The organism is Paracoccus aeridis, from assembly GCF_004923205.2.
Classification (GTDB): domain Bacteria; phylum Pseudomonadota; class Alphaproteobacteria; order Rhodobacterales; family Rhodobacteraceae; genus Paracoccus; species Paracoccus aeridis.
This window is the reverse complement of the sequence record NZ_SELD02000066.1, coordinates 142,409-167,701: the sequence shown is the minus strand read 5'-3', so window position 1 is coordinate 167,701 and position 25,293 is coordinate 142,409. Positions and strand designations below refer to the sequence as shown.

Genomic DNA, 25,293 nt, shown 5'->3' with positions numbered 1-25,293 from the left:
CGGTGCCCTTTCGGGTCAGTCCTCTTCCTTGCGCAGCGCCGCGAGGCCGCGGAACAGGAACGGGGCCAGCAGGGCAAGGGCCGCGATCACGATCATGATGGCCGATCCGGGGTGGCGGAACAGCACCATCGGATCGCCGAGGCTCATCTGCAGCGCCCGCCTCAGCTGGCTGTCGGCCATCGGGCCGAGGATTAGGCCCACGATCACGGGCGCGACGGGATAGTCGTATCGTCGCATGATGAAGCCCAGGACGCCGAAGCCCGACAGCAGCAGCAGTTCCACGACGGAAGGGTTCGCCGCGATCGTGCCCATCGTCGCGAACACCAGGATGCCCGCGTAAAGCCACGGCATCGGGATCTTCAGCAGCTGCACCCACAGCCCGACCAGCGGCAGGTTCAGGACCAGCAGCATGACGTTCGCGATGAAGAGCGACGCGATCAGCGCCCAGACGAGGTCCGCGTGCTGGACGAACAGCAGCGGCCCCGGCTGGATGTTGTACTGCTGGAAGCCCGCGAGCATCACCGCGGCCGTGGCCGAGGTTGGCAGACCCAGCGTCAGCAGCGGCACCAGCGACCCGGCGGCGGATGCGTTGTTCGCGGCCTCCGGTCCCGCCACGCCCTCGATCGCACCGGTGCCGAACTCCTCGGGGTGGCGCGACAGCTTGCGCTCGGCGGTGTAGCTGAGGAAGGTCGGGATCTCGGCCCCGCCCGCCGGTAGCGCGCCGATCGGAAAGCCGATCGCGGCACCGCGCAGCCAGGGTTTCCACGACCGGCCCCAGTCCTTCCGCGTCATCCAGACCGAGCCCTTGATCGGGATCGGCTTTTCCGGCGCGAAGGCGTGGCGCGAGACGACGTGGAGCGCCTCGCCGATCGCGAACAGGCCCACGGCCAGCGTCGTGACCTCGATCCCGTCGAACAGGTTGGGGACGCCGAAGGTCAGCCGCGTCTGCCCCGTGAGCTGGTCGATCCCGATCAGCCCCAGCCACAGGCCGAGCGCGAGGCTGGTCAGCCCGCGCAGGGGCGACGATCCGAACGTGGCCGACACGGTGACGAAGGCGATGAGCATGAGCCCGAAATAGTCCCACGGCCCGAACCGGACCGCGACCTTGACGAGCCAGGGCGCGAGGAAGGCGAGCCCGGCCGTGGCGATCAGCGCGGCCACGAACGACCCCAGCGCCGCGGTGGCCAGCGCCGGTCCGCCCCGGCCGCTGCGGGCCATGCGGTTGCCTTCCAGCGCGGTCACGACCGACGCGGCCTCGCCCGGCGTGTTCAGGAGGATCGCGGTGGTCGAGCCGCCGTACATGCCGCCGTAGTAGATGCCCGCGAACATGATGAGCGAGCCGCCCGGGTCTAGCTGGAAGGTGACGGGCAGCAGGAGCGCCACGGTCAGCGCCGGGCCGATGCCGGGCAGGACGCCGACGGCCGTGCCCAGAAGGACGCCGATGGCGGCGAACAGCAGGTTCATGGGCAGGATCGCCGCGCCGAACCCGTGGAAAAGCTGCGTCAGCGCGTCCATGGCGACCTCAGAACAGACGTTCCAGCGGACCCGCCGGCAGGGCCAGTTGCAGGAGCTTGTTGAACAGAAGGAAGATCAACGTGGACAGGGCCAGCCCGATCAGCAGGTCTGCGAGCAGCGCCCGGCGTCCGAAGGACCGCGCGGTGAAGGCGAAAAGAAGCGTCGAGCCGATGATGAACCCCGCGCCCATCCAGATCGACCCGATCAGCCCGACGAGCGCCAGCAGCACCCAGCCGACCCCCGCCCAGTCGGTGTCGTCGGCGCGGATGCCCGGCCGCATCGCGGCGATCAGATGGCCCGCGCCGAGGACGCCGAGGAACGCCGCGACAAAGTAGGACGCGGCGTCCGCACCCATGCCGTAGTTGGCCCGGATCGTCATCGACCGCGCGTCGAACCACGTGACCGCGGCCAGCGCGAACAGGCCCACGCCGATGATGAGGGTGGGGCGGTGGAACCCCGTGCGGGCAGGCGGCTGCATTGCGTGAACCCCCGAGATGGGCGGGGGGCGCGGATGACCTCCGCGTCCCCCGGATCGTTACTTCGCCAGCCCGATGGCGCGCAGGGTCGCGCCGACGCGCTCGTTCTCGGACGCGATGAAGGTCGCGAACTCGTCGGCGGGCGCGTAGTAGTCGGTCCAGCCGCGCGCCTTCAGGATTTCCTGCCACTCGGGCGACTTCACGGTGTTGGCGATGGCGGTGGACAGCGCAGCCTTCGTCTCGTCCGGGATGTCCGGCCCCGCGAACACGCCGCGCCAGTTCACCAGCTCGACATCGACGCCCTGCGCCTTGAGCGGTTGCGCGGCGATCCCCTCGATCGGCTCGGGGTAGGAAATGGCCAGCGCGCGGAGGTCGCCGGATTCGATCTGGCCCTGCCATTCGCCGTAGCCCGAGATCCCGGCCGTGACCTGCCCGCCGAGCATCGCGGCCAGCGCCTCGCCGCCGCCCGAATAGGCGACGTAGTTGACCTTGGACGGGTCCGCGCCCGCAGCCTGCGTGATCAGCGCGGCCAGGATGTGGTCGGCGCCGCCGGCCGATCCGCCGGCCCAGATCGTGTTCGCGACATCGCCCTTGATCGCGGCGGTCAGGTCCGCGAGCGTCTGGTCGGGCGATGCCTTCGGCACCACCACGACCAGCGGGTCGCCGGTCAGCCGCGCGAGCGGGGTGACGCTGCTCAGGTCGACCGGCGAGTTGTTGGTCAGGATCGCGCCGACCATGGTGATCCCGCCGACCAGCAGCTGGTCATCGGACCCGCGCGCGGACTGCGCGAACTGCGCCAGCCCCACGGTTCCGCCCGCGCCCGGCACGTTCTGCACCTGCACGCTGCGGGCGTTGCCCGACTTGACCATCGCGTCCTGCAGCGCGCGCGCGGCCGCATCCCAGCCGCCGCCCGCGCCCGCCGGGGCGATGATGCTCAGTTCCAGATCCTGCCCCACCGCGGGCGAGACCATCGCCGCGACGGCGATGCACGCGGCCGCAAGCCGCGACGTGAAGAATGACATGAGTTCCTCCCCAGATACCCTGTTGACCTGTGTGGTCCCCGTCCTGCCGAAAGGCAACATCGTTGCTGCCGTCCTTGCGGGCAGGCCGGGGCTGGCTGTCAGCGCAGCCCGAGCATGCGGCCCAGCCGGGTGTCGGCAAGCTCGCCCACGATGCCGCGCCGGAACAGCAGGACGCAGATCATGAAGACGATCCCGGTGACGACCGTGACCGGCACGTCCGACGTGGCCAGCCGGTTCTGCAGCGCGATGATGACGCCCGCGCCGACGATCGGGCCGGCCATCGTTCCGATTCCGCCCAGAAGCGTCATCAGGATCACCTCGCCCGACATCTGCCACGCCACGTCGGTGAGGGTCGCGAATTCCATCACCAGCGCCTTCATCCCGCCGGCGAGGCCCGCGAAGGCCGCCGACATCACGAACGCGCCCAGCTTGTAGCGCGCGACCGAGTAGCCGAGCGAGATCGCCCGCTGCTCGTTCTCGCGGATCGCCTTCAGGATCATGCCGTAGGGCGAATGGACGATCAGCCAGATCGCCCACAGCGCAAGCGCGAAGACGACGGCGACGAACCAGTACATGTTCAGGCCCTGGTTCAGTTCGATCACGCCGAACAGCGAACCCTTGGGCACGGACTGGATCCCGTCCTCGCCATGGGTGAAGGGCATCTGCAGGCAGGCGAAGAAGAACATCTGCGACAGCGCCAGCGTGATCATGGCGAAGTAGATGCCCTGCCGCCGGATCGCGATGGCGCCCATCACCAGCCCGAGGAGCGCCGCCCCTGCGACGCCGATGAGAATCGCCCATTCGGGCTGCCAGCCCCAGACCTTCGCGGCATGTGCCGTGAAGTAGGCGGCGCCGCCGAAGAAGGCCGCGTGCCCGAAGGACAGAAGGCCGGTGAAGCCCAGGAGCAGGTTGAACGCCGCCGCGAACAGGCCGAAGCAGAGCAGCTTCATGACGAACACGGGGTAGGAGACGAAGGGCGCGATGATCAGGGCCGCCAGCGCGATCAGCACCAGCACCCATCCCGCGCCCCGCGGCCGCGCCACGTTGGCGGCCCCGGCCTTGCCGGCCGCTTGCGTGTGGTTGGCCATCTCAGGCTTCCTTTCCGAACAGGCCTGCCGGGCGCAGGATCAGCACGATCGCCATGATGACGAAGATCACGATGTTGGACGCCTCGGGGTAGAAGACCTTGGTCAGCCCCTCGGCGATGCCCAGCAGGTAGCCGGTCACGATCGCCCCCATGATCGACCCCATGCCGCCGACCACGACCACCGCGAACACGACGATGATGATGTTCGACCCCATCAGCGGCGACACCTGGTAGATCGGCGCGGCCAGCACGCCCGCCAGCGCCGCCAGCCCCGCGCCGAGCGCGTAGGTCAGCGTCAGCAGCATCGGCACGTTGATCCCGAAGCTCTGCACCATGACCGGGTTCTCGGTCGCCGCGCGCAGCGTCGCGCCCAGCCGCGTCTTCTCGATCAGCGCCCAGACGGCGAGGCAGATCACCAGCGACGCCACCACGACCCAGCCGCGATAGAGCGGCAGGAACATGAAGCCCAGGTTCACGCCGCCGGTCAGCGCGGGCGGCGGGGCGTAGGGTTGCCCCGACGCGCCGAACTGCCAGCGGAACAGCCCCTCGAGCGTCAGCGCGAGGCCGAAGGTGAACAGGAGCCCGTAGAGATGGTCCAGCTTGTAGAGCCGCGACAGCATCGAGCGTTCCACCAGCGCGCCGAACGCCCCCACGATCAGCGGCGCGAGGATCAGCGCGAACCAGTAGTTCAGCCCCAGCCACGTCTGCACCAGAAGCGCCACGAAGGCGCCCAGCATGTACTGCGCGCCATGCGCGAAGTTGATGACGCGCAGCAGGCCGAAGATCACCGCCAGTCCCAGCGACAGCAGCGCGTAGAACGACCCGTTGATCAGGCCGACGAGCAACTGCCCCATCAGCGCCTGGACGGGGATACCGAAAATCATGGGCATGTCAGACCCCCAGCGTTTCGTGCAGCATGTCCATGCGGGCGGCCAGTTCGCCCACCGGGAATTCGTGGGTCATCTGCCCGTGATCCATGATGTAGAAGCGGTCCGCGACCTTCGACGCGAAGCGGAAGTTCTGTTCCACCAGCACGACCGTCATGCCCCGTGCGCGCAGTTCGCGCAGCACCACGCCGATGGCGTCGATGATGACGGGGGCCAGCCCCTCGGTCGGCTCGTCCAGAAGCAGGGTCGTGGCGCCGGTGCGCAGGATGCGGGCGATCGCCAGCATCTGCTGCTCGCCGCCCGACAGCTTCGTGCCGGGGCTGCGGCGCCGTTCCAGCAGGTTCGGGAACAGGCGGTAGATCTCGTCCAGCGTCATGCCGCCCTGCGAGATGACGGGGGGCAGAAGCAGGTTCTCCTCGACCGACAGGGTGGCGAAGATGCCGCGCTCCTCGGGCACGAAGCCGAGGCCCGTGTGCGCGGTGCGGTGCAGCGGCAGCGCCGTCAGGTCCTGCCCGCCCAGCGTGATCCGGCCCTGTCGCTGCCGCACGATCCCCATAATCGACCGCAGCGTGGTCGTCTTGCCCATGCCGTTGCGGCCCAGGATGCAGACCGTCTCGCCCTTGCTCACGTGCATGTTCACGCCGTGGAGGACATGGCTTTCCCCGTACCAGGCGTTCAGGTCGCGGACTTCCAGCAGCGGCGTCATGCCTCGGATCCCATGTAGGCGGTCCGCACGCGCGGATCGGCGGACACGGTCGCGTAGTCGCCCTCGGCGAGGATCTCGCCGCGCTGCAGGACCGTGACGTGGTGGCAGATGTCGGCGACGACCGACAGGTTGTGTTCGACCATCAGCACTGCGCGGGACTGCGCCACGCCGCGGATGATGTCGGCGACCATGTGCACGTCCTCGTGCCCCATGCCGGCCATCGGCTCGTCCAGCAGCAGCACCTCGGGGTCGAGCGCGAGGGTCGTCGCGATCTCCAGCACGCGCTTGCGGCCATAGGACAGGTCGGCGGCGCGGGTGTCGCGCCAGGGCGCGAGGCCGAGGTTGTCGATCAGCTCGTCCGCGCGCGCGTTCAGGCGGTCCAGCGCGCCCATGCCGCGCCAGAACTGGACGTGCAGCCCGGCGGGACGCTGCAGCGCGACGCGAACGTTTTCCAGCACCGTCAGGTCGGGGAACACGGCCGAGATCTGGAACGACCGGACAAGCCCCATCCGCGCCACGGCGTCGGGGCGGGTGCCGGTGATGTCGGTCCCCAGCAGCGTGATCTGCCCGCGCGTCGGCTGCAGGAACTTGGTCAGCAGGTTGAAGACCGTGGTCTTTCCGGCCCCGTTCGGACCGATCAGGGCGTGGATGCGGGCGTGGTGGACGTCCAGGTTCACGTTGTTGACCGCCGTGAACCCGAAGAAGTCCTTGCCAAGGCCGCGGGCGGTCAGCACCACCCGCGGCTCGGTCGAGGTTGAGGCCTGCGCCATCGCGTTACTGGACAAGCGGGCAGCCCGATTGGGCCGGGTCCATGTAGGCTTCCTCGCCCGGGATCTCGGCCAGGATCTTGAAGTAGTCCCACTCGCCCGTGCTTTCCTCGGGCGTCTTGACCTGCATCAGGTACTGGGTGTTCATCAGCCGCCCGTTGGCCGCGACCTTCACGCCGCGCCCGAACACGTCGTCCACCGGCATTTCCTTCAGCTTCGCCGCGACCGCGGTGGAATCGTCGCCACCGGCGGCGTCGATCGCCTTGAGGTACTGCAGCACCGCCGAATAGGTGCTTGCGTGGATCATCGACGGCATGCCGCCGTTGCGTTCCTTGAAGCGGGTGGCGAACTCGCGCGACTGGTCGTCGCGGTCCCAGTAGAAGCCTTCGGTCAGGTACAGCCCCTGCGCGGTCTGAAGGCCCAGCCCGTGGACGTCGGTGATGAACAGCAGCAGCCCGGCCAGGCTCTGCCCGCCCTGCGTGATGCCGAATTCGGCCGCCTGCTTGATGGCGTTCTGGGTGTCCAGCCCGGCGCTGGCAAGCCCGATCACCTTCGCGCCCGACGCCTGCGCCTGCAGCAGGAAGGCCGAGTAGTCGGTGTTGTTCAGCGGATGGCGGACCGAGCCCAGGACCTTGCCGCCCGCGGCTTCCACCGTCTTGCTGGTGTTTTCCTCGAGCGAATAGCCGAAGGCGTAGTCGGCGGTCAGGAAGAACCAGCTGTCGCCGCCCTGCTTCACGACCTGTTCCCCGGTGCCCACTGCCAGCGCGTGGGTGTCATAGGCCCAGTGGAAGCTGTAGGGCGTGCAGGCCTTGCCGGTCAGTTCGGTCGTGCCGCCGCCGGTGACGATGTCGATCTTGCCCTTTTCGCCCGACAGCGCCTGCACGGCCAGCGCCACCGACGAGGTGGTCAGGTCCATGATCGCGTCCACCTTTTCGGTGTCGTACCACTGGCGGGCGATGGTCGCGCCGACATCGGCCTTGTTCTGGTGGTCGGCGCCGACGATCTCGATCGGCGCGCCCTGCACGGTGCCGCCGAAATCCTCGACCGCCATCCGCGCGGCGTCCACCGAGCCGACGCCGCCCAGGGCCGAATAGGGCCCCGACTGGTCGTTGAGGATGCCGATCTTGACGACATTGTCCGAAATTTCCGCATGCGCGGCCGAGGCCATCAGCGCCCCCGCGCCGACGGTCATCAGGATCTTCTTCATGCTTTCCTCCCAAGGCGGCCGCGACTTCTGGCGGCGTTGCGCCACGTTCCCTGATGACGTGGCTTGATGCAAGCATTGAGTGGCGCCGGGACCGCTCCGGCGCCACGCCTTCCCGTCGACGCGCGCGTCACTCGACGAGCGGGCACCCCGACTGCGCCGGATCCAGGTAGGCCTGGTCTCCCGGAATGGTCGCGCGGACGTTGTAGTAGTCCCACTCGCCCTTGCTTTCCTCGGGCTTCTTCACTTCCAGCAGGTACACGTCCGAGATCATGCGCCCGTTCGCGCCCACGCGGCCATTTTCGGCGAAGGCGTCATTGACCGGCAGCTCGCGCATCTTGGCGGCGACGTCCTCGGTCTCGTCGGTGCCCGCTTCCTTGATCGCCTTGAGATAGTGCAGCACGCCGGAATAGGTCCCGGCCTGGATCATGTTCGGCATCCGCCCGGTGCGTTCCTTGAAGCGGTTGCCGAACTCGCGCGAGGTGTCGTTACGGTCCCAGTAGAAGCTTTCGGTCAGCGTCAGCCCCTGCGCGGTTTCCAGGCCCAGCCCGTGCACCTCGGCCAGCGTGAACAGGAGCCCGGCGAGCCGCTGGCCGCCCTGCGTGATCCCGAACTCGGCCGCCTGCTTGATGGTGTTTTGCGTGTCGAGGCCCGCGTTCGCCAGCCCGATGACCTTGGCGCCCGACGACTGCGCCTGCAGCAGGAAGGACGAGAAGTCGGTCGTGGCCAGCGGGTGCTTGACCGCGCCGACGACCGTGCCGCCCTTTTCCTTGACCACGGCCGAGGTGTTTTCCTCGAGCGAATAGCCGAAGGCGTAGTCGGCCGTCAGGAAGAACCAGCTGTCGCCGCCCTGTTCCACCAGCGCGCCGCCGGTGCCCACCGCCAGCGCGTGGGTGTCGTAGGCCCAGTGGAAGCCGTAGGGCGAGCACGCCTTGCCGGTCAGGTCGGCGGTCGCCGCGCCGGTCACGAGGTCGATCTTCTTCTTTTCCTGGCTCAGCGCCTGCACCGCGAGCGCCACGGACGAGGTCGTCAGCTCCATGATGGAATCGACCTGCTCGGTGTCGTACCACTGGCGGGCGATGGTGCTGGCGATGTCGGCCTTGTTCTGGTGGTCGGCGCTCACGATCTCGATCGGCGCGTCCAGCACGGTACCGCCGAAATCCTCGACCGCCATCCGCGCCGCCTCGACCGAGCCCGTCCCGCCGAAGTCGGCATAGACGCCGGACTGGTCGTTGAGGATGCCGATCTTGACGCGGCCATCGGAGATCTTTCCGTCCTGGGCAAGGGCCGGCGCGGAAAGAAGCGCCGCCGCGGCGACGCCAAGAAGAAGTCTGGTCATGTATCCCCCCATCGACCGGCCTCCCCGCCGGTCGTCGGGCAGCAGGTTTGCCGAAGAGCGGGAGCAATGCAACAGCGTTGGGGCCGGTCGCCGCGGGTGGGTTCAGGGGCGGACGAAGACGCGGCTGGGGTGCACCTCGCCGCCCATGTAGCGGCCGATGCCGATGGCGCGGCCCTCGTGGCTGACCCAGACCTCGGTCCCGAATTCGGCGTGGCCGATCACCTGGCCGGGGTTGCCGTTCATGATCCGCGCCGCGCCCGCGTCGGTCGCCTGCACCTGCGGCAGCTCCAGCGCGGACTCGACCGGCAGCAGGGCGGCGTCCAGGTCGTCGATGCTGGCGCGGTCGATCCGGTCGAACGGAACCGCCTGTTCCACGTCGAACGGCCCCGACCAGACTCGTCGCAGGCCGACGACATGGCCGAACGTCCCCAGCGCGCGACCCAGGTCGCGGGCGATGGCGCGGACATAGCCGCCCTTGCCGCAGACCATGTGCAGGTCGGCGCCGTCTTCGCGCGCTTCCAGCAGCTCCAGCTCCTCGACCCACAGGGGACGCGCCTGCAGCTCGACCGTCTCGCCCTCGCGGGCGAGGTCGTAGGCGCGCGCGCCGTCCACCTTCACGGCCGACACCGAAGGCGGCACCTGCATGATGTCGCCCCGGAACCGCGCCAGCGCGGCCTCGACCGCCGCCGCGTCGGGCCGCACGTCCGAAGTCCGCAGCACCTCGCCCGACACGTCGTCGGTCGAGGTCTCGGCGCCCCAGGCAACGGTGAAGTCATACGCCTTGAGCGCGTCGGTGAGGTAGGGCACGGTCTTCGTCGCCTCGCCCAGCGCCACCGCCAGGAGCCCGGTCGCATCGGGGTCCAGCGTGCCGGCGTGCCCCGCCTTCTTCGCGTCCAGCGCCCAGCGCACGCGGCCCACCACGTCGGTCGACCCCACGCCGGCCGGCTTGTCCACGATCAGCCAGCCGGACACGTCCCGGCCCTTCTTCCGCCCCATCAGGATCCTGCCTTCGCGTCAGCGGCGCCCGTCACGAGGCCCACGATCGGCCCCATCGTGCGGCCCCAGTCGGCGCGGTTGATGTCGGGCGCATACAGCCGCGAGATCGAGCCGTCGAAATACAGCGCGTTGTGCGCGGAAAGCTCGTCCCGGAAGAAGCGGGCGAATTCGTGGAAGGTCACGGCGCTGTCCGAGATCACGAACCATGCCGTGTTGAAGTCGCGCGACACGCCGACGCCGTTCCGGATGTAGCGGCTGTCGCTGTCGGGAAGGAAGCGCGGGTGCAGATCGCCCTGGATCAGCAGCATCGGGCCGGATTGCGTCGCAAGGCGGCAGTCGGGCTGCGCCTCGGCGAAGCGGCGGCTTTCGATCACCTGGAACGGGGCCTTCGCGCCGACGCAGAAGACGCCGTTCGGGCGCATGCCGAAGTTCCCGTCGCCGCCGCCGGTCACGAGCGCGCCCTTTTCCACCCCGTCGGCGCGGAACAGCCCCACCGGGCTGAAGTCGGTATGATACATCCCCGCGTTCATGGCGAAGGCCAGCACCTGCCCTTGGGCCAGCGTGCCGCGGACACCGCGGAAGTCGCCCAGGATCCGCCCGTCCGGCCCGTCCAGCCACAGGCGCAGCTTGTCCTGGTCGGCGGCCTCGACCGTGCAGACGGCGTAGCCCTTGCCCTCGAACTGGCGCTTTTCGCAGCTGTCGGCGACGGCGGGCAGGGTCATCGCGATCAGCGCGCCGATGGCGAGGCCGACCCGGCGGGTCAGGTCAAGTCCCATCGCGATCTTCGCCGTCTTCGTCGTCGCCGTGATCGTCGCCGTCCTGTTCCACGTCGCGGCGCACCCGGTCCTGTTCCAGCAGGCGGCGGGTGTCGTCCATCCGGTCGAAGGTCTCGTCCAGCACGAAGCGCAGGTTCGGCGCGTATTTCAGCGTCATTTCCTTGGCGACGTGATGGCGCAGCTCGCCCGTGTTGCGGCGCAACGCGGCCAGCGCTTCTTCCGCGTCGTGGCCGCCGAGCGGCAGCACGTAGGCCGTCGCCACCTTCAGGTCGGGCGAGGTGCGGACCTCGCCCACGGTGATGGAAAAGCGGTTCAGGTCGGGGTCGTGCACGTCGCCGCGCAGCAGCACGTCGCTGAGCGTGCGGCGGATCAGCTCGCCCACCCGCAGCTGGCGCTGCGACGGGCCGTGCCCGGTATTGAAGCGGTTGGATGCCATGGGCACCATCTAGGGTCTCGCAGGGCCCGCCGCAACGGGCTAGGACGAGGGGGCAACAGTGTGAGGCCGCGGATGGATCAGCAATCGACAGGCATCGTCGTCACCGGCGCGTCGGGGCGCATGGGCCGGATGCTGGTCCGCGAGGTGCTGGCGACGGACGGCTGCCGCCTCGTCGGCGCCGTCGAGCGCGAGGGCAGCGACTGGGTCGGGCAGGACGTGGGCACCGCGATGGGCGGCGCGGCGGTGGGCGTCACCGTCACCGACGACCCGGTCGAGGCGATCGCCCGCGCGCAGGCGGTGATCGACTTCACCGCGCCCGCCGCCACGGTCGCCTTTGCCGAACTGGCCGCGCAGGCGCGCGCGGTCCATGTCATCGGCACCACCGGGCTGTCGGCGGACGACCTGAAGAAGCTCGCCGCCGCCGCCCGCCACGCGCCCGTCATCCGCGCGGGCAACATGAGCCTTGGCGTCAACCTGCTGGCCGGGCTGACGCGCAGGGTCGCGGCCGCGCTGGGCGAGGACTGGGACATCGAGATCGTCGAGGCGCACCACCGGATGAAGGTGGACGCGCCCTCGGGCACCGCGCTGATGCTGGGCGAGGCCGCGGCCGAGGGGCGGGGCGCCGCGCTGGACGCGCTGCGCACGCCTGCCCGCGAGGGCGTCACCGGCGCGCGCATCCAGGGCAGCATCGGCTTCGCGGCGATCCGGGGCGGCGACGTCGTGGGCGAGCACGACGTGATCTTCGCGGGCGCGGGCGAGCGGGTGATCCTGCGCCACGTCGCGACCGACCGGTCGATCTTCGCGCGGGGGGCGGTCAGGGCCGCGATCTGGGGCCAGGACAAGGGCCCGGGCGAATACGACATGGCCGACGTGCTGGGGCTCTGACCGGCCAGCGTCCGGCCATTCGCCGCATCGACGCAATGTTCGTGCGCTTCGGCGCCAGAACACCGTAGATTTTTGCGGAAAACGCCCAGACAGCCGAACGGTTTCGCAGCACATTCGCGGCAAGATCCGCCATCCTCTTCGCGTTCGTCCGGGGAGGGAAGCCATGCGAATCGTCGTTCTGGGTGCGGGTGTCATCGGTGTGACCAGCGCGTGGTATCTCGCCCGCGCGGGGCACGAGGTCATGGTCGTGGACCGCCAGCCCGCCGCCGCGCTGGAAACCAGCTTCGCCAACGCGGGCGAGATCTCGCCCGGCTATTCGACCCCCTGGGCCGCGCCCGGCATCCCGCAGAAGGCGCTGCGCTGGATGTTCCAGCGGCACGCGCCGCTGGTGCTGCACGCCTCGCTCGACCGCGGGCGCGCGTCCTGGATGGCGCAGATGCTGAAGAACTGCACCGCCGACGCCTACGCGATCAACAAGCAGCGCATGATGCGGGTCGCGATGTATTCGCGCGACTGCCTCGAGCAGCTGCGCCGCGATACCGGCATCCGCTACGGCGAGCGCACGCAGGGCACGCTGCAGGTGTTCCGCACCGACAAGCAGGTCGCGGCGGTCGCCAAGGACATCAAGATCCTGAAGGCCGACGGCGTCGCGTTCGAGGAGCTGGACGTGGACGGCTGCGTCCGGGCCGAGCCGGGGCTGGCCCATTCGCGCCACCTGCTCGCGGGCGGCCTGCGCCTGCCCGGCGACGAGACGGGCGACTGCAACATCTTCACCCAGTCCCTCGCCGCGATGGCCGAGGCCGAGGGCGTACGGTTCTTCTACGACACCAGCATCGTCTGCCTGGAGTCCGGCACCACCGGCCGGATCGAGGCGGTCCGCACCTCGGCCGGGCGCCTGACGGGCGACCTGTTCGTCGTGGCGCTTGGCAGCCATTCGCCCGCGCTGGTGCGCCCCTTCGGCGTCCGCCTGCCGGTCAACCCCGTCAAGGGCTACTCGCTGACGCTGCCGATCGTGGACGAATCCCGCGCCCCCGTGTCGACCGTGATGGACGAGACCTACAAGGTCGCGATCACCCGGCTTGGCGATCGCATCCGCGTGGGCGGGCTGGCCGAGCTTGCGGGGTTCGACCTGTCGCTGTCGCCGCGCCGGCGGGCGACGCTGGCGAAATCGGTGGGCGAGCTGTTCGGCGGCGCGGGCGATCTGGACCGCGCGACGTTCTGGACCGGGCTGCGCCCGATGACGCCGGACGGGACGCCGATCATCGGGCCGACATCGGTCGGGAACCTGTGGGTCAACACCGGCCACGGCACGCTGGGCTGGACCATGGCGGCGGGATCGGCGCGGGTGCTGTCCGACCTCATCAGCGGCCGCACGCCCGAGATCCGGGCCGACGACCTGTCCTGTGCGCGCTACGCCCGCAACGGCCGCGCCCCGCAGGCGCCGCTGGAGCCGGAGGCGGCCTGATCCGCCAGGGTGGCCGGGGGCGCCTGACTCGCCACGGCCGGACGCAGGCTGATCGGCGGTGATCGCCGGTCAGAAGTCGACGGCGATCCCCTTGCGCTCATAGTCGCCGTAGCGCACCGGCTCCGGCCCGTCGCGGCCGCCGAGTTCGGCCGGAAGGTCCAGCGGCGCGGCCGTCCGGCGGCGCTCCTCGGCTTCGGCCAGCGCGCGTTGCGCGGCGGGCGGCAGGTGGGCGCGGTCGGCCCGCCCTTCGGGGGCGCCGGTCTGGACCGTCGAGTGGGGTCCGGTCGGTTCGGTCATGGCAATACCCGCATGGCTTGGTTATCACTGTGCCCCACCTAGGCACCGGAGCGGCGATGGACAAGCGCGACGACACCCACCCGCAGGACAGCGGCGCCGAGGCGCGCCCGCGCCGGAAGCCCGGCGCGGAAGTTCCCGCCGTGCCACCCGCGCCACATGAGCCGCAGCAGCCCGCGCCCGTCGAACGCCCCGCGCGGCCCCCGAAGCCCGCGCGCAAGCCCCGCGCCGACACCGCGAACCCCGAGGCGAAGCGCAAGGCGAGGCCCAAGGCCGAAAAGGCTCCTGACCGGCGGATGCGCGCCGAAAACATCCCGGCCGGCCCGCGCGCAGGTGCGCTCGCCCTGATCGCGGCGGTTCGCAGCGGCGCCACGCTGTCCGAGGCTGCGGGTCTGCTCGAACACCTCTCCCCCGCCGAACGCGCCCGCGCGCAGCGGCTCGCCGCGGAAACCCTGCGCCACGGGGGCCGGGTCGAGGCGACGCTCGCGCCCCTGATCCAGCGGCGGCCCCGGCCCGAGGTCATGGACATCCTCGCGCTCGCCACGACCGAAATGCTGGCGCTGGGCGAGGCGCCGCACGGCGTCGTCAACGCGGCAGTGGCGCTGGCGCGGGGCGGGTCGCCCAAGGTCGCGGCAGCGGCGGGGATGGTGAACGCCGTTCTGCGCCGGGCCGCCGAAGCGGGCGGGGCATGGGCCGCCGCCACCCCCTCGCGGATGCCCGGCTGGCTGCGCGGGCCGGTCGCGGCGGCGTGGGGCGAGGCTGCGGCGCGCGCGATCGAGGCCGCGCACGAAGGGGCCGCGCCGATCGACCTCAGCGGCAAGCCCGGCGCCGAGTTGCCGGGCGAAAGGCTTCCCACCGGCAGCCACCGCCTGCCGCCGGGTTCGCAGGTGACGGCGCAGCCGGGTTACGACGCGGGCGACTGGTGGGTGCAGGACGCCGCCGCCGCGCTGCCGGTGATGGCCTTGGACCCGCGGCCCGGCGAAAGGATCGCGGACCTGTGCGCCGCGCCCGGCGGCAAGACGATGCAGATCGCCGCCGCCGGCGCGGCCGTCACCGCCATCGACCTGAGCGCGGCGCGGCTGGCGCGGGTCGAGGAGAACCTGTCCCGCACCGGCCTGTCCGCCACGCTGGTCGCGGGCGACGCGCTGGACTGGCGGCCGGAAGCGGCCCTCGACGGGGTGCTGCTGGACGCCCCCTGTTCCGCCACCGGCACGATCCGCCGCCACCCGGAGCTGCCCTTGATCCGGGACGGCGGCGGGATCGCCGACCTGACCGCGCTGCAGGCCGCGCTGATCGACCATGCGCTCACGCTGCTCAGGCCCGGTGGGCGGCTGGTCTATGCGGTCTGCTCTCTGCTGCCGGCCGAGGGCGAGGACCAGCTTGCGGCCGCCCTGTCGCGCCACCCCGCCCTGCGGGTGGAGCGTCCGGACCTGCCGGGGATCGAGCCCGCGTGGATCACCGAGGCGGGCGGGCTGCGGCTGCGCCCGGACTACTGGTCCGCGCGCGGCGGCATGGACGGGTTCTTCATCGCCCGGCTGGTGCGGGACGCCTGAGGCGTCAGGCGGCGCACAGCTCGCGCCGGGCGGCCGCGTATTCCGCGGCCAGCCGGTCCACCAGCGCCGCCGCCGGCTGCACCGACTTGACCGCGCCGATGCCCTGGCCCGAGCCCCAGATCTCGCTCCACGCCTTGGCCTTGGCGCTGCCCTTGCTGAAGTCCATCTTCGAGGGGTCGGCGCTTTCCAGCGCGTCGGGGTCCATCCCGGCGTTGCGGATCGACGGCTTCAGGTAGTTGCCGTGGATGCCCGTGAACAGCGACGAGTTCACGATATCGTCCGCGCCGCTGTCCACGATCATCTGCTTGTAGCCTTCGACGGCGTTCGCCTCGACCGTGGCGATGAAGGGGCTGCCGATATAGGCGAGGTCCGCGCCCGCCGCCCGCGCGGCCAGGATTGCGCGCCCCGTCGCGATCGCGCCCGACAGCAGCAGCGGCCCGTCGAAGAACTCGCGGATCTCCTGGACCAGCGCGAAGGGGTTCTGCTTGCCCGCGTGCCCGCCCGCGCCCGCCGCCACCGCGATGAGCCCGTCGGCGCCCTTTTCCAGCGCCTTCCTGGCGAAGGTCACGTTGATGATGTCGTGCAGCGCGATCCCGCCGCAGTCGTGGGCGGCGTGGTTGACCTCGGGCCGCGCGCCGAGGCTGGTGATCCAGATCGGCACCTTGTGGCGGTGGCAGATCTCGAGGTCGCGTTCCAGCCGCGTGTTCGACTTGTGGACGATTTGGTTCACCGCGAAGGGCGCGGCGGGGCGGTCGGGATTGGCCTGGTTGTGGCGATCCAGTTCCTCCTCGATCCGCGTCAGCCACGCGTCGAGCAGCGGCGGCTCCCCGTCCTTCTCGCGCGCGTTCAGCGCCGGGAACGACCCCACGATGCCGGCCTTGCACTGCTCGATGACGAGATCGGGGCCGGACACGATGAACATGGGCGACGCGACGACGGGGATGCGGAGGTTCTGCAGAAGCGGCGGAAGCATGGTGTCCTCGCAGGTGCCGGAAGGTCAGAAGGGAAGCGGGTGGGCGCGGTGGAAGGCGTCGATCCGGGGTGCGGCGTCGGCGTCGATGGTGACGTCGAGCCCCGCCAGCAGGTGGTCGAGCTGGCCCGTGTCGGTCGCGCCGATGATCGGGATGGCCGGGAACGGGCGCGCGCGGACGAAGGCGATGGCGAGGTGGACCGGGTCGTGGCCGAGATCCCGCGCCAGCGCGACCCACCCGTCGGCCGCCTCGACCCCGCGGTCGGTGCGCCGCCCGCCGAGGTTGCCGGGCCCGCCATGCGCCACGTCCACCGCCGCGCGGCTGCCCGGCGGCGTCGCGCCGCCCGAATACTTGCCGGTCGCCAGCCCCGCCGCGAGCGGCGAGTAGGCCAGCAGCGTCACGTCCTCTTTCTGCCCGACCTCGGCCATGTCGGTGTCGTAGAGCCGGTGGAGCGGCCCGTATTCGTTCTGGATCGACACGACGCGCGGCCCGCCGGTGCGATCGGCGGCGGCGTTCCAGGCCATCGTGCCCCATGCCGTCTCGTTGGACAGGCCGAACTCGCGCACCTTGCCGGAGGCGACGACGCGGCCCATCGCCTCGGCGATGCCGTTCATGTGGTCCTCGACCCGCGCCTTGCTCGACGTGCCGGGGTCGTAGGTCCAGTTGCCGCGGAAGGCGTAGGTGCCGCGCCTGGGCCAGTGCAGCTGGTACAGGTCGATGACGTCGGTCTGCAGCCGCTTCAGCGACAGGTCCACCGCTTCCTCGATGTTGCCCGGCTCGAACCCGGCGTCGCCCCGGCTGAAGCGGCCGCTTCCCCCCTTGCCGCTGGCCTTGGTGGCGATCTGCACGTCGGCGCGGCGTCCCGATCGGGCGAACCACTCGCCGATGATGATCTCGCTCAACCCGTAGGTTTCGGCCGTGGCGGGGTTGACCGGATACATCTCGGCCGTGTCCCAGAAGCCGATCCCGGCGTCGAGCGCGCGGTCCATCTGGGCGAAGGCGTCCTCGCGCAGCGTCGCGTTGCCGTAGGTCATGGTGCCCAGGCACACGTCGGACACGGTCAGGCTGCCGATCTTGCGGGTTTTCAAGCTGTCGTCCTTTGCAGGGGCTTGCCCTCGTCGACCAAGGGCAGGCGCGGTCATGACGCGGAACCTGCCAGCGCCGCCGGGCGGGTGCAACCTTTCGGGCGCGGGGCGGAAAGGGACGCAGCGGCGCGGGGCGTTCCGGCAAACGTGATGCAACCCGCCGACGCGGGCGGCGTAGCATCCTTCGAGCGATGACAGGAGAATGCGATGAAAAGGGGATCACTGGTCGCGGCGGCGGTGCTGGCGGCGAGCATGGCAGCCATGCCGGCGCTGGCCGATCCGGGCCACGGAAACGGCCACGGGAACGGCAAGGGTCACGGTCACGCAAGCGGGGGCAAGGAGAAGGCCGGCCACGTCCGTCACGACGATGGCCGCGGCCGCGGTCACGCGGATCATGCCCGCACCTGCCCGCCGGGGCTGGCCAAGAAGAACCCGCCCTGCGTCCCGCCCGGCCAGGCGCGCAAGCATGACGATCACCACGGCACCCGCGTCGGCGACGTGCTGCGGGTCGGCGACTATGCCGTGATCCGCGACTTCGACCGCTACGACCTCGAACGCCGGCGCGGCTGGGACTACTACCGCGACGACGACCGCGTCTATCGCGTCGACAGCGACACGCGGAAGATCCTGGCCGTGATCAACCTGATCGACGCCTTCACCAACTGACGCGTCCGGCGTGACCGGCCCGCGGCCCGCCGTTGGCGCAGGTTTCACGCCGGACTCACGCGTCTGTCGCTTGCGGCCGCGCGCCGCCGCGCCCAACCTGCCGCCGAGTCTTTCCGCCGAGGAGCAGCCGATGACGCGCGCCCACCTGTCCCGACCCGCGCTTGCCGCGCCTTCGTTCGCGCTGATCGCGGCGCTGCTGGCCGCGCCGCCGGTCGCGGCCGAGATGCCGGCGGGCGTCAGCAGCTTCACGCTCGACAACGGCCTGCAGGCGGTGGTGATCGAGGATCACCGCGCGCCGGTCGTGGTGCAGATGGTGTGGTACAGGATCGGGTCGGCCGACGAGGTGGCGGGCAAGACCGGGCTCGCGCACTACCTGGAACACCTGATGTTCAAGGGCACCGAAACGCTGGCGCCGGGCGAGCTGTCCAGGACGGTGACCGCCAACGGCGGGTCCGACAACGCCTTCACCAGCTACGACTTCACCACCTACTTCCAGCGCATCGCCGCCGACCGCCTGCCGCTCGTCATGCGGATGGAGGCGGACCGGATGGCCAATCTCCGCATCGGCGAGGACGACTGGCAGGCGGAACGCCAGGTCGTGCTGGAGGAGCGGGCGCAGCGCACGGACAGCGACCCCGCCGCGCTCTTCGGCGAGGAAGTGGCGGCGGTGCAGTTCTACAATCATCCCTACGGCCGCCCGGTGATCGGCTGGCGGGCCGAGATGGAGGGGCTGACCCGCGCCGACGCGCTGGACTGGTACGAAAGCCACTATGCCCCGAACGTGGCCGTGCTGGTCGTGGCGGGCGACGTGACGGCTGACGAGGTCCGCAAGCTGGCCGAGGAGCATTACGGGCCCATCCCGGCCAAGCCCGGCGCCGAGCGTCAGGCCCGCCCGCAGGAGCCCGCGAAGCGCGCCGAGCGGCGGATGGAGATGCGGGACCCGCGCGTGCCGCAGCCGGTGCTGACCCGCAGCACGGTTGCGCCGGAACGCAACCCCGGCGACCAGGAGACCGCGGCGGCGCTGTCCGTGCTGGCCGAGCTGCTGGGCGGATCGGCGCAGACGTCGGTGCTGGGGCGGGAACTGATGCTGACCGGCAAGGCGGTCTACGCGGGCGCGCGCTACGACGGGCTGTCGGTCGATCCCACGACCTTCGCGCTGACCGTCGTGCCGGCGCCCGGCGTCCCGCAGGACGAGGCCGAGCGGATGCTGGACGACGCCATCGCGAAGTTCCTGCGCGATGGCCCCGACGAGGCCGCGCTGGAGCGGGTGCGGACCGGGCTGCGCGCCGCCCGCATCTACGAACAGGACAGCGCGCACGGACGCGCCTACGACTATGGCCAAGGCCTTGCCGTGGGCCTTTCGGTCGAGGACGTGAACGACTGGCCCGACATCCTGGCCCGGGTCACCGCCGAGGACGTGATGGCCGCGGCGGCGCTGGTGCTGGAGGGGCGGCCCGGCGTCACCTCCTGGCTGCTGCCGGCGGAAGGGGCGACGGTCGCGCAGGGGGCGCCGGTGGGTTCAGCGGCGGCCGACCCTGCGGCGACCCCCGCAGGCCGCGGCATGGCCGATCCCGCGGACCTTTCCGGCGACACGCCCGCGGCCAACGCGGGCGAGCCCGCCGCGCCCGTGGGACCTGCCGACATCCCGGCCCCCGACGCAGGAGCCGCGGCGCCCGTTCCCGACGCATCCACCGGCGACACGCCCGCCCCTGGCACATCCGCGCCCGGCACATTCGCGCCCGGTACGCCGCCGCCCGGAACGCCGTCGCCCGACACGCCGACCCCGGAAACACCCGCGCCCCCGGATCCGGTCGCGCACCCCGTCGCTGACCCCGTCGCGGCCCCGGCGGATGCCGTGCCACCCGTCGGCGCACCCGTCGAGCGTCAACCCTCCCCCCAGCCGGAGCAGCAGCCATGATCCGCGCCATTGTCACGGGCCTCGCGCTGGCCGTCACCCTCGCGCTGCCCGCCCGCGCCATCGACATCCAGGACGTGAAGTCGCCCGGCGGCCTCACCGCATGGCTGGTCGAGGATCACTCGATCCCCTTCGTCTCGATCTCGATCCTCTTTCGCGGCGGGGCGTCGGTGGATGCGCTGGGCAAGCGCGGCGCGGTCAACCTGATGGCCGCGACGCTCGAGGAAGGCGCGGGCGACATGGATGCCACGGCCTTTGCCGAAGCCGTGCAGGAACAGGCGGCGAGCATCGGCTTCGATGCGGGCGACGACGCGGTGTCCGTTTCGGCCCGGATGCTGACCGAGAACCGGGACGCCTCGGCCGAGCTGCTGCGCGCGGCCCTGGTCGAACCGCGCTTCGACGCGGCCGCGGTGGACCGGGTGCGGACGCAGGTGCAGGCCGCGATCCGGGCCGAGGAAACCGACCCCAACGCGATCGCCGCGACCACGCTGGCGCGCGAGACGTGGGGCGACCATCCCTACGGCAGCTCGATCAACGGCACGGCGGACAGCGTGGCCGGGCTGACGCCCGACGACCTGCGCGCCGCCAAGGACCGGGTGCTCGCCCGCGACCGGGTGCTGGTCGCCGCTGCGGGCGACATCACGCCCGGGGAACTCGGCGCGCTGATGGACCGGGTGCTGGGCGACCTGCCCGCCACCGCGACCGCGCCGCTGCCGCAGGCGGCCGAGCTGAAGCTGACCGGCGGCACGACGGTCGTGGACTGGGACAGCCCGCAGACGGTGGTCGCGTTCGCGCAGGAAGGGCTTGCGATGGACGATCCCGACTATTTCGCCGCGTTCGTGCTGAACCACATCCTGGGCGGCGGCGGGTTCTCGTCGCGGCTGATGGACGAGATCCGCGAGAAACGCGGCCTGACCTACGGCGTCGGCACCGACCTGTCGAACAAGGTGCTGGGCGACACCTGGCAGGGGGGCATGGCTACGGCGAACGCGTCCACCGCCGAGGCGGTGGGGATCCTGCGCGAGGTCTGGGACGGGATGGCGCAGGGCGTCACCGACCGGGAGCTTGCGGACGCCAAGACATACCTGACCGGCGAATACCCGCTGCGCTTCGACGGGAACGGCCGGATCGCGGGCATCCTTGCCGGCATGCAGCTGGTCGGCCTGCCGCGCGACTACGTCAACACGCGCAACGCCAAGGTAGAGGCGGTGACCGCCGACGACGTGCAGCGGGTGGCCCGTGACCTTCTGGACGCGGGCAAGCTGCGCTTCGTGCTGGTCGGGCGGCCCGAGGGGATGGACGACGCAAAGGTCGCGCCGGCGGCGGCGGACTGACGCGGGCCGATGGCGGCTGACGGGGGAAGCCTGCGCCGCCAAGGAAAGGGCGCGTCATCCCTGCGGATGCGCGGCCTTCCAGTCTCGGATGCTCCGGCGCGCAGCCGGAGCTTCAGGGCACGTCAGGGATTGACCTGGACCGCGCCCGAGCCGCCCGCGATCCCGCCGACCGCGGCGCCAACCGGGCCCGCGACCAGCGCGCCGGTCGTCGCGCCGGTCACGGCACGCTCGGTCGAGTTTTCGCCGCAGGCCGCGACGCCGAACACCAGCCCGCAGGCCAGAACAACACCAATTTTCTTCATCTCACGTTCTCCTTACCTGTCACGCGACGGCCCTCGGGCCTCCCGTCACTAGCGCGCGAGGGCAGGGTTGGGTTCCCGGAAAGTTGAACGGGCTCAGCAGGATGGCCACAGGGCGCCGGGCAGGGGTCGGTCAAGCGGCCGAATCTCTGGCAGGTAGGGGTGCCGGCATGCTACATCTTGGGGAATGACACGCCACGACCCCCACATCCGGCCGGTGATCCGGCAACTCGACGAGGCCGCGGCGAACCGCATCGCCGCGGGCGAGGTGGTGGAGCGTCCGGCCTCGGCCGTCAAGGAACTGGTCGAGAACGCGCTCGACGCCGGGGCACGGCGGATCGAGGTGGCGATCGCGGGCGGCGGCAAGCGGCTGATCCGGGTCAGCGACGACGGCTGCGGGATGACCGCCGCCGACCTGCCGCTGGCGCTCGCGCGCCACGCCACGTCGAAGATCGACGGCTCGGACCTCCTGGACATCCGCAGCTTCGGCTTTCGCGGCGAGGCGCTGCCGAGCCTCGGCGCGGTCGGCCGCCTGACCATCACCAGCCGCGTCGCGGGGGCGGACGCGGCCCAGATCACCGTGACCGGCGGGCGCGCCGGGGACGTGCGCCCCGCCGCCGGCAACCGCGGGACGGTGGTGGAACTGCGCGACCTCTTCTTCGCCACCCCGGCCCGGCTGCGCTTCCTGCGCGGCGACCGGGCCGAGACGCAGGCCATCGCCGAGGTCATCCGCCGCCTGTCGATGGCCGACCCGCAGGTGGGCTTCATCCTGACCGACGAGGATGACGGCCGCGTCCTGTTCCGCGCCGATCCCGAGACGGGGGACGCGCCCGCCGCCGTTGCCGCCGCCCGGATCGGCCGGGTCATGGGGCGGGAGTTCGTCGAGAACGCGGTCGCGATCGACGCCACCCGCGACGGGCTGCGGCTGACCGGGCTTGCGGCGCTGCCGACCTATTCCCGCGGCGCGGCGGTGGCGCAGCATCTGTACGTCAACGGCCGCCCGGTGCGCGACAAGCTGCTGACCGGCGCGCTGCGGGCCGGGTATTTCGACGTGCTGTCGTCGGGCCGGCACCCTGCGGCGGTGCTGTTTCTGTCCTGCGACCCGCAGGGTGTCGACGTGAACGTGCATCCCGCCAAGGCCGAGGTCCGGTTCCGCGAGCCCGAGGCCGCGCGCGGGCTGGTCGTGTCGGCGCTGCGCCACGCCATGGCGGGGGCGGGGCACCGCGCGTCCTCCACCGGCGGGGCGGCGACGCTCGCGTCGTTCCGGGCCGAGCCGCGCCCGTCGCCGGGCGCGGTGCAAGCCGCGTGGGTGGCGCAGGCGCCCGCGCCGCCCGCCGTCGACCCGATGCCGGGCTTTGCCGAGGCCAGCGGCCGGATCGAGCCGCCCGCGCCTTCCGATGCCGTCCCGGCCGCGTTCCCCTTGGGCGCGGCACGGGCGCAGCTGCACGAGAACTGGATCGTCGCCCAGTCCGCCGACGGCATCGTCATCGTGGACCAGCACGCCGCGCACGAGCGGCTGGTCTACGAACGGCTCAAGGCGCAGGCGGCGCAGGCGCGGATTCCCGGCCAGGCGCTGCTGATCCCCGAGATCGTGGACCTGGGCGACGCGGCGGCCGGGGTTCTGGCTGCGGCGGGCGAACTCGACCGGCTGGGGCTGGTGGTCGAGCCGTTCGGCCCCGGCTGCGTCGCGGTGCGCGAGGTGCCCGCGCCGCTGGGCCACTGCGATGCGGCCGCGCTGCTGCGCGACATCGCCGACGATCTGGGCGACGATCCGGGCGGGGACGTGACCGGGGGGGCGGGGCTGGACCGGCTGCAGGGGCGGATCGACGCGGTGCTGTCGTCGATGGCCTGCCACGGCTCGGTCCGGTCGGGCCGGCGCCTGTCGGGGGACGAGATGAACGCGCTCCTGCGCGAGATGGAGCGGACGCCGCGGTCGGGCCAGTGCAACCACGGCCGCCCGACCTGGGTGGAGCTGAAGCTTTCGGATATCGAGCGGCTGTTCGGGAGGTAGGGCGGCTGCGGTCCCGCTGAAGGGAACAGGCCACGAGCCTGTTTCCGGGCGGTCCATTGACGTCAGCACTTCGGAGGGACGCGCACGACCGGGTGGGCGCGAACGCGCCCGCCAGGGGGCGGGCGGGCGCGTCCTGGTCCGCTTCGGGCGGACCGGGGGGTGCATCGAAGGATCAGAGCCGCCGCCGCCGGTACGTTGCGGGTGTGTGGACTCCGAAACGGTTGCACGTCTGCTGTGCCACTGAGGCGGCGGCGACGAGCGGGCGATCCTTCGACACCGGCGTTCCGCAGGAACGCGGAACACGAGACACATGCAAGCGCATACCGCGGGGAGCCCGTCCCGGCCCGCTTTAGCGGACCGGGCGGGTGTCGGCAGGCCCCGCGGATCAATCCGCGCGCGTCACCCGGATCATCTGCCCGTTGTCGGCGTCCGTCAGCAGCATCAGCGAACCGTCCGCCGCCTGCTCGACGTCGCGCACGCGGCCGATCCCTTCCAGGTAGCGGCCTTCGCCCGCGACGCGGTCGCCTTCGATGTCCAGCCGCACCAGCGCCTTGGCGACGAGGCCGCCGACCAGCATGTCGCCCTGCCACTCGGGGAACATCTCGCCGTCGTAGATCACCATGCCCGACGGCGCGATGACCGGGTCCCAGTAATAGACCGGCTGCTCCAGCCCCTCCTGCGCGGTGATGCCTTCACCGATGGGGGTGCCGTCGTAATCCTCGCCATAGGTGATGATCGGCCAGCCGTAGTTCAGGCCGGCCTGCGGCTGGTTCAGCTCGTCCCCGCCCTGCGGCCCCATCTCGACGATCCAGAGCCGCCCCTGGCCGTCGAGCGCCGCCGACTGCACGTTGCGGTGGCCCTTGGACCACGTCTCGGGCAGCCAGCCCTCGGTCCCGGCGCCCGCGGGCGCGCCGTCCGGGCCGATCCGCACCAGCTTGCCGATGTGGTTGTCGTCGTTCTGCGCGGTGGCGCGGGGCTCCGGGTCCGACCGTTCGCCCAGCGTCACGAACAGCATCCCGTCGCGGTCCAGCACCAGCCGCGATCCGAAGTGCTTGTCGCTGGCCCAAGCCGGCTGCTGGCGGAAGATTTCCTTCAGGTTTTCGAGCGAGCGGCCGTCCTGCGACAGCGTCGCGGTCGCCACGCCGGTCTGGTTCCTGCCCTCGCCCGCCGGGGCCGCGTAGCTGAGCCAGATCCGGCGCGACTGTTCGAAATCGGGCGCGACCAGCACGTCCAGAAGCCCGCCCTGCCCGCGCGCATCCAGGTCGGGGAGGCCGGTGATCGGATCGGACAGCGTGCCGTCCGCCGCCACCATCCGCAGCGCGCCGGACCGTTCGGTCACCAGCCAGCTGCCATCCGGCAGCGGGTCCATCCCCCACGGGTGATCCAGCCCGTCCACCACCACTTCGGTGTCGAGCCGGACCGCTCCCTGCGCTTCGGGCGCGCGGGTCTGGCCCTCGAAGGCGGGCGTCTGTCCGGCGGCGTTGGGGGCTTTGTCGTTGAAATCCTGCGCACAGGCGGCGCCGGAGAGCAGCAGGGCCGGTACGAGCATGGCGGGGATGCGGAGCATGTCGGGTTCCCTTCGTTTGAAGGAAAGGGAACGTTCC

At 71.3% G+C, this 25,293-nt stretch carries 23 protein-coding genes and 1 pseudogene; 7 read left to right on the top strand and 17 right to left on the bottom strand.

Features of this window, described 5'->3' with window-relative positions; all coding sequences use genetic code 11:
* Positions 1-15: 15 nt before the first annotated feature.
* The 12 genes from ELI80_RS15590 to rbfA all read right to left on the bottom strand — a co-directional run bounded on the left by ELI80_RS15590 (position 16) and on the right by rbfA (position 11,211).
* On the bottom strand, positions 16-1,515 hold the full coding sequence (locus ELI80_RS15590) for a tripartite tricarboxylate transporter permease (RefSeq protein WP_136653219.1): 1,500 nt from the start codon (positions 1,513-1,515) through the stop codon (positions 16-18).
* 7 nt (positions 1,516-1,522) lie between these two features.
* Positions 1,523-1,993 (bottom strand): tripartite tricarboxylate transporter TctB family protein, encoded by a 471-nt coding sequence (locus ELI80_RS15585; RefSeq protein ID WP_136653218.1) that lies wholly within the window; start codon positions 1,991-1,993, stop codon positions 1,523-1,525.
* Between the two features lie 57 nt (positions 1,994-2,050).
* Positions 2,051-3,013, bottom strand: coding sequence for a Bug family tripartite tricarboxylate transporter substrate binding protein (locus tag ELI80_RS15580; RefSeq protein WP_136653217.1), 963 nt, complete (start codon positions 3,011-3,013; stop codon positions 2,051-2,053).
* 98 nt (positions 3,014-3,111) lie between these two features.
* Entirely contained in the window at positions 3,112-4,101 is a 990-nt protein-coding gene (locus ELI80_RS15575; RefSeq protein ID WP_136653216.1) for a branched-chain amino acid ABC transporter permease, read from the bottom strand.
* A 1-nt stretch (position 4,102) separates the two neighbouring features.
* Complete coding sequence (locus tag ELI80_RS15570; RefSeq protein ID WP_136653215.1) at positions 4,103-4,990, bottom strand: branched-chain amino acid ABC transporter permease; 888 nt, start codon at positions 4,988-4,990, stop codon at positions 4,103-4,105.
* A gap of 1 nt (position 4,991) precedes the next feature.
* The gene (locus ELI80_RS15565) at positions 4,992-5,693 is read right to left on the bottom strand and encodes an ABC transporter ATP-binding protein (RefSeq protein ID WP_136653214.1); all 702 of its coding nucleotides are present in this window, start codon (positions 5,691-5,693) and stop codon (positions 4,992-4,994) included.
* Entirely contained in the window at positions 5,690-6,463 is a 774-nt protein-coding gene (locus tag ELI80_RS15560) for an ABC transporter ATP-binding protein (RefSeq protein WP_136653213.1), read from the bottom strand. The genes ELI80_RS15565 and ELI80_RS15560 overlap by 4 nt, the downstream gene beginning before the upstream one ends.
* A 4-nt stretch (positions 6,464-6,467) precedes the next feature.
* The gene (locus ELI80_RS15555) at positions 6,468-7,667 is read right to left on the bottom strand and encodes an ABC transporter substrate-binding protein (protein WP_136653212.1); all 1,200 of its coding nucleotides are present in this window, start codon (positions 7,665-7,667) and stop codon (positions 6,468-6,470) included.
* Between the two features lie 127 nt (positions 7,668-7,794).
* Positions 7,795-9,003 carry an ABC transporter substrate-binding protein gene (locus tag ELI80_RS15550; RefSeq protein WP_136653211.1) on the bottom strand — a complete coding sequence of 403 codons (1,209 nt, stop codon included), beginning with the start codon at positions 9,001-9,003 and terminating at the stop codon, positions 7,795-7,797.
* 102 nt (positions 9,004-9,105) lie between these two features.
* Positions 9,106-9,999, bottom strand: coding sequence for a tRNA pseudouridine(55) synthase TruB (gene truB, locus ELI80_RS15545; RefSeq protein WP_136653210.1), 894 nt, complete (start codon positions 9,997-9,999; stop codon positions 9,106-9,108).
* A complete protein-coding gene (locus ELI80_RS15540) occupies positions 9,999-10,775 on the bottom strand; it encodes a phosphodiester glycosidase family protein (protein ID WP_136653209.1) in 777 nt (258 codons plus the stop codon). The genes truB and ELI80_RS15540 overlap by 1 nt, the downstream gene beginning before the upstream one ends.
* Entirely contained in the window at positions 10,765-11,211 is a 447-nt protein-coding gene (rbfA, locus tag ELI80_RS15535) for a 30S ribosome-binding factor RbfA (protein WP_136653208.1), read from the bottom strand. The genes ELI80_RS15540 and rbfA overlap by 11 nt, the downstream gene beginning before the upstream one ends.
* A gap of 72 nt (positions 11,212-11,283) precedes the next feature.
* On the opposite strand from rbfA, the gene dapB reads away from it, so the two are divergent.
* On the top strand, positions 11,284-12,096 hold the full coding sequence (gene dapB, locus ELI80_RS15530; RefSeq protein WP_136653207.1) for a 4-hydroxy-tetrahydrodipicolinate reductase: 813 nt from the start codon (positions 11,284-11,286) through the stop codon (positions 12,094-12,096).
* A 163-nt stretch (positions 12,097-12,259) separates the two neighbouring features.
* Entirely contained in the window at positions 12,260-13,561 is a 1,302-nt protein-coding gene (locus tag ELI80_RS15525) for a D-amino acid dehydrogenase (RefSeq protein ID WP_136653206.1), read from the top strand.
* 69 nt (positions 13,562-13,630) lie between these two features.
* Here ELI80_RS15525 and ELI80_RS15520 read toward each other — a convergent pair whose 3' ends face one another.
* Entirely contained in the window at positions 13,631-13,786 is a 156-nt protein-coding gene (locus tag ELI80_RS15520; RefSeq protein WP_136653294.1) for a DUF1674 domain-containing protein, read from the bottom strand.
* A 365-nt stretch (positions 13,787-14,151) separates the two neighbouring features.
* Between ELI80_RS15520 and ELI80_RS15515 the strand changes: the two genes are divergently transcribed.
* Positions 14,152-15,408 (top strand): RsmB/NOP family class I SAM-dependent RNA methyltransferase, encoded by a 1,257-nt coding sequence (locus ELI80_RS15515; protein WP_136653293.1) that lies wholly within the window; start codon positions 14,152-14,154, stop codon positions 15,406-15,408.
* Between the two features lie 4 nt (positions 15,409-15,412).
* Here the strand turns inward: ELI80_RS15515 and ELI80_RS15510 are convergent, their stop codons facing one another.
* Both ELI80_RS15510 and ELI80_RS15505 read right to left on the bottom strand, forming a co-directional pair.
* Complete coding sequence (locus tag ELI80_RS15510) at positions 15,413-16,381, bottom strand: NAD(P)H-dependent flavin oxidoreductase (RefSeq protein WP_136653205.1); 969 nt, start codon at positions 16,379-16,381, stop codon at positions 15,413-15,415.
* A 24-nt stretch (positions 16,382-16,405) separates the two neighbouring features.
* Positions 16,406-17,467: an aldo/keto reductase gene (locus ELI80_RS15505; RefSeq protein ID WP_236641535.1), complete on the bottom strand. Its 1,062-nt coding sequence runs from the start codon at positions 17,465-17,467 to the stop codon at positions 16,406-16,408.
* A 204-nt stretch (positions 17,468-17,671) separates the two neighbouring features.
* Between ELI80_RS15505 and ELI80_RS15500 the strand changes: the two genes are divergently transcribed.
* The 3 genes and pseudogenes from ELI80_RS15500 (at position 17,672) to ELI80_RS15490 (ending at position 21,379) form a co-directional block, all read left to right on the top strand.
* Positions 17,672-18,130, top strand: a complete 459-nt coding sequence (locus ELI80_RS15500; protein ID WP_136653203.1) for a hypothetical protein — start codon at positions 17,672-17,674, stop codon at positions 18,128-18,130.
* A gap of 130 nt (positions 18,131-18,260) precedes the next feature.
* Positions 18,261-19,661, top strand: a pseudogene (locus tag ELI80_RS15495) (M16 family metallopeptidase); the annotation flags it as partial.
* Between the two features lie 383 nt (positions 19,662-20,044).
* Complete coding sequence (locus ELI80_RS15490; RefSeq protein ID WP_136653201.1) at positions 20,045-21,379, top strand: M16 family metallopeptidase; 1,335 nt, start codon at positions 20,045-20,047, stop codon at positions 21,377-21,379.
* Between the two features lie 122 nt (positions 21,380-21,501).
* Here the strand turns inward: ELI80_RS15490 and ELI80_RS15485 are convergent, their stop codons facing one another.
* The gene (locus tag ELI80_RS15485; RefSeq protein ID WP_136653200.1) at positions 21,502-21,681 is read right to left on the bottom strand and encodes a hypothetical protein; all 180 of its coding nucleotides are present in this window, start codon (positions 21,679-21,681) and stop codon (positions 21,502-21,504) included.
* 184 nt (positions 21,682-21,865) lie between these two features.
* Here ELI80_RS15485 and mutL point away from each other — a divergent pair, with 184 nt between their 5' ends.
* The gene (mutL, locus tag ELI80_RS15480) at positions 21,866-23,689 is read left to right on the top strand and encodes a DNA mismatch repair endonuclease MutL (protein WP_136653199.1); all 1,824 of its coding nucleotides are present in this window, start codon (positions 21,866-21,868) and stop codon (positions 23,687-23,689) included.
* A 385-nt stretch (positions 23,690-24,074) separates the two neighbouring features.
* On the opposite strand, the gene ELI80_RS15475 is transcribed toward mutL, so the two are convergent.
* Entirely contained in the window at positions 24,075-25,256 is a 1,182-nt protein-coding gene (locus ELI80_RS15475; protein ID WP_136653198.1) for a PQQ-dependent sugar dehydrogenase, read from the bottom strand.
* Positions 25,257-25,293: the final 37 nt, after the last annotated feature.

Coding starts and splice junctions, on each gene's coding strand:
- ELI80_RS15540 (WP_136653209.1), bottom strand. CDS start 10,775: ATGGGACTTGACCTGACCCGCCGGGTCGGCCTCGCCATCGGCGCGCTG.
- ELI80_RS15555 (WP_136653212.1), bottom strand. CDS start 7,667: ATGAAGAAGATCCTGATGACCGTCGGCGCGGGGGCGCTGATGGCCTCG.
- ELI80_RS15500 (WP_136653203.1), top strand. CDS start 17,672: ATGAAAAGGGGATCACTGGTCGCGGCGGCGGTGCTGGCGGCGAGCATG.
- dapB (WP_136653207.1), top strand. CDS start 11,284: ATGGATCAGCAATCGACAGGCATCGTCGTCACCGGCGCGTCGGGGCGC.
- ELI80_RS15550 (WP_136653211.1), bottom strand. CDS start 9,003: ATGACCAGACTTCTTCTTGGCGTCGCCGCGGCGGCGCTTCTTTCCGCG.
- ELI80_RS15485 (WP_136653200.1), bottom strand. CDS start 21,681: ATGAAGAAAATTGGTGTTGTTCTGGCCTGCGGGCTGGTGTTCGGCGTC.
- ELI80_RS15585 (WP_136653218.1), bottom strand. CDS start 1,993: ATGCAGCCGCCTGCCCGCACGGGGTTCCACCGCCCCACCCTCATCATC.
- ELI80_RS15510 (WP_136653205.1), bottom strand. CDS start 16,381: ATGCTTCCGCCGCTTCTGCAGAACCTCCGCATCCCCGTCGTCGCGTCG.
- ELI80_RS15515 (WP_136653293.1), top strand. CDS start 14,152: ATGCGCGCCGAAAACATCCCGGCCGGCCCGCGCGCAGGTGCGCTCGCC.
- ELI80_RS15570 (WP_136653215.1), bottom strand. CDS start 4,990: ATGCCCATGATTTTCGGTATCCCCGTCCAGGCGCTGATGGGGCAGTTG.
- rbfA (WP_136653208.1), bottom strand. CDS start 11,211: ATGGCATCCAACCGCTTCAATACCGGGCACGGCCCGTCGCAGCGCCAG.
- ELI80_RS15475 (WP_136653198.1), bottom strand. CDS start 25,256: ATGCTCCGCATCCCCGCCATGCTCGTACCGGCCCTGCTGCTCTCCGGC.
- ELI80_RS15525 (WP_136653206.1), top strand. CDS start 12,260: ATGCGAATCGTCGTTCTGGGTGCGGGTGTCATCGGTGTGACCAGCGCG.
- truB (WP_136653210.1), bottom strand. CDS start 9,999: ATGGGGCGGAAGAAGGGCCGGGACGTGTCCGGCTGGCTGATCGTGGAC.
- ELI80_RS15565 (WP_136653214.1), bottom strand. CDS start 5,693: ATGACGCCGCTGCTGGAAGTCCGCGACCTGAACGCCTGGTACGGGGAA.
- ELI80_RS15575 (WP_136653216.1), bottom strand. CDS start 4,101: ATGGCCAACCACACGCAAGCGGCCGGCAAGGCCGGGGCCGCCAACGTG.
- ELI80_RS15490 (WP_136653201.1), top strand. CDS start 20,045: ATGATCCGCGCCATTGTCACGGGCCTCGCGCTGGCCGTCACCCTCGCG.
- ELI80_RS15560 (WP_136653213.1), bottom strand. CDS start 6,463: ATGGCGCAGGCCTCAACCTCGACCGAGCCGCGGGTGGTGCTGACCGCC.
- mutL (WP_136653199.1), top strand. CDS start 21,866: ATGACACGCCACGACCCCCACATCCGGCCGGTGATCCGGCAACTCGAC.
- ELI80_RS15590 (WP_136653219.1), bottom strand. CDS start 1,515: ATGGACGCGCTGACGCAGCTTTTCCACGGGTTCGGCGCGGCGATCCTG.
- ELI80_RS15580 (WP_136653217.1), bottom strand. CDS start 3,013: ATGTCATTCTTCACGTCGCGGCTTGCGGCCGCGTGCATCGCCGTCGCG.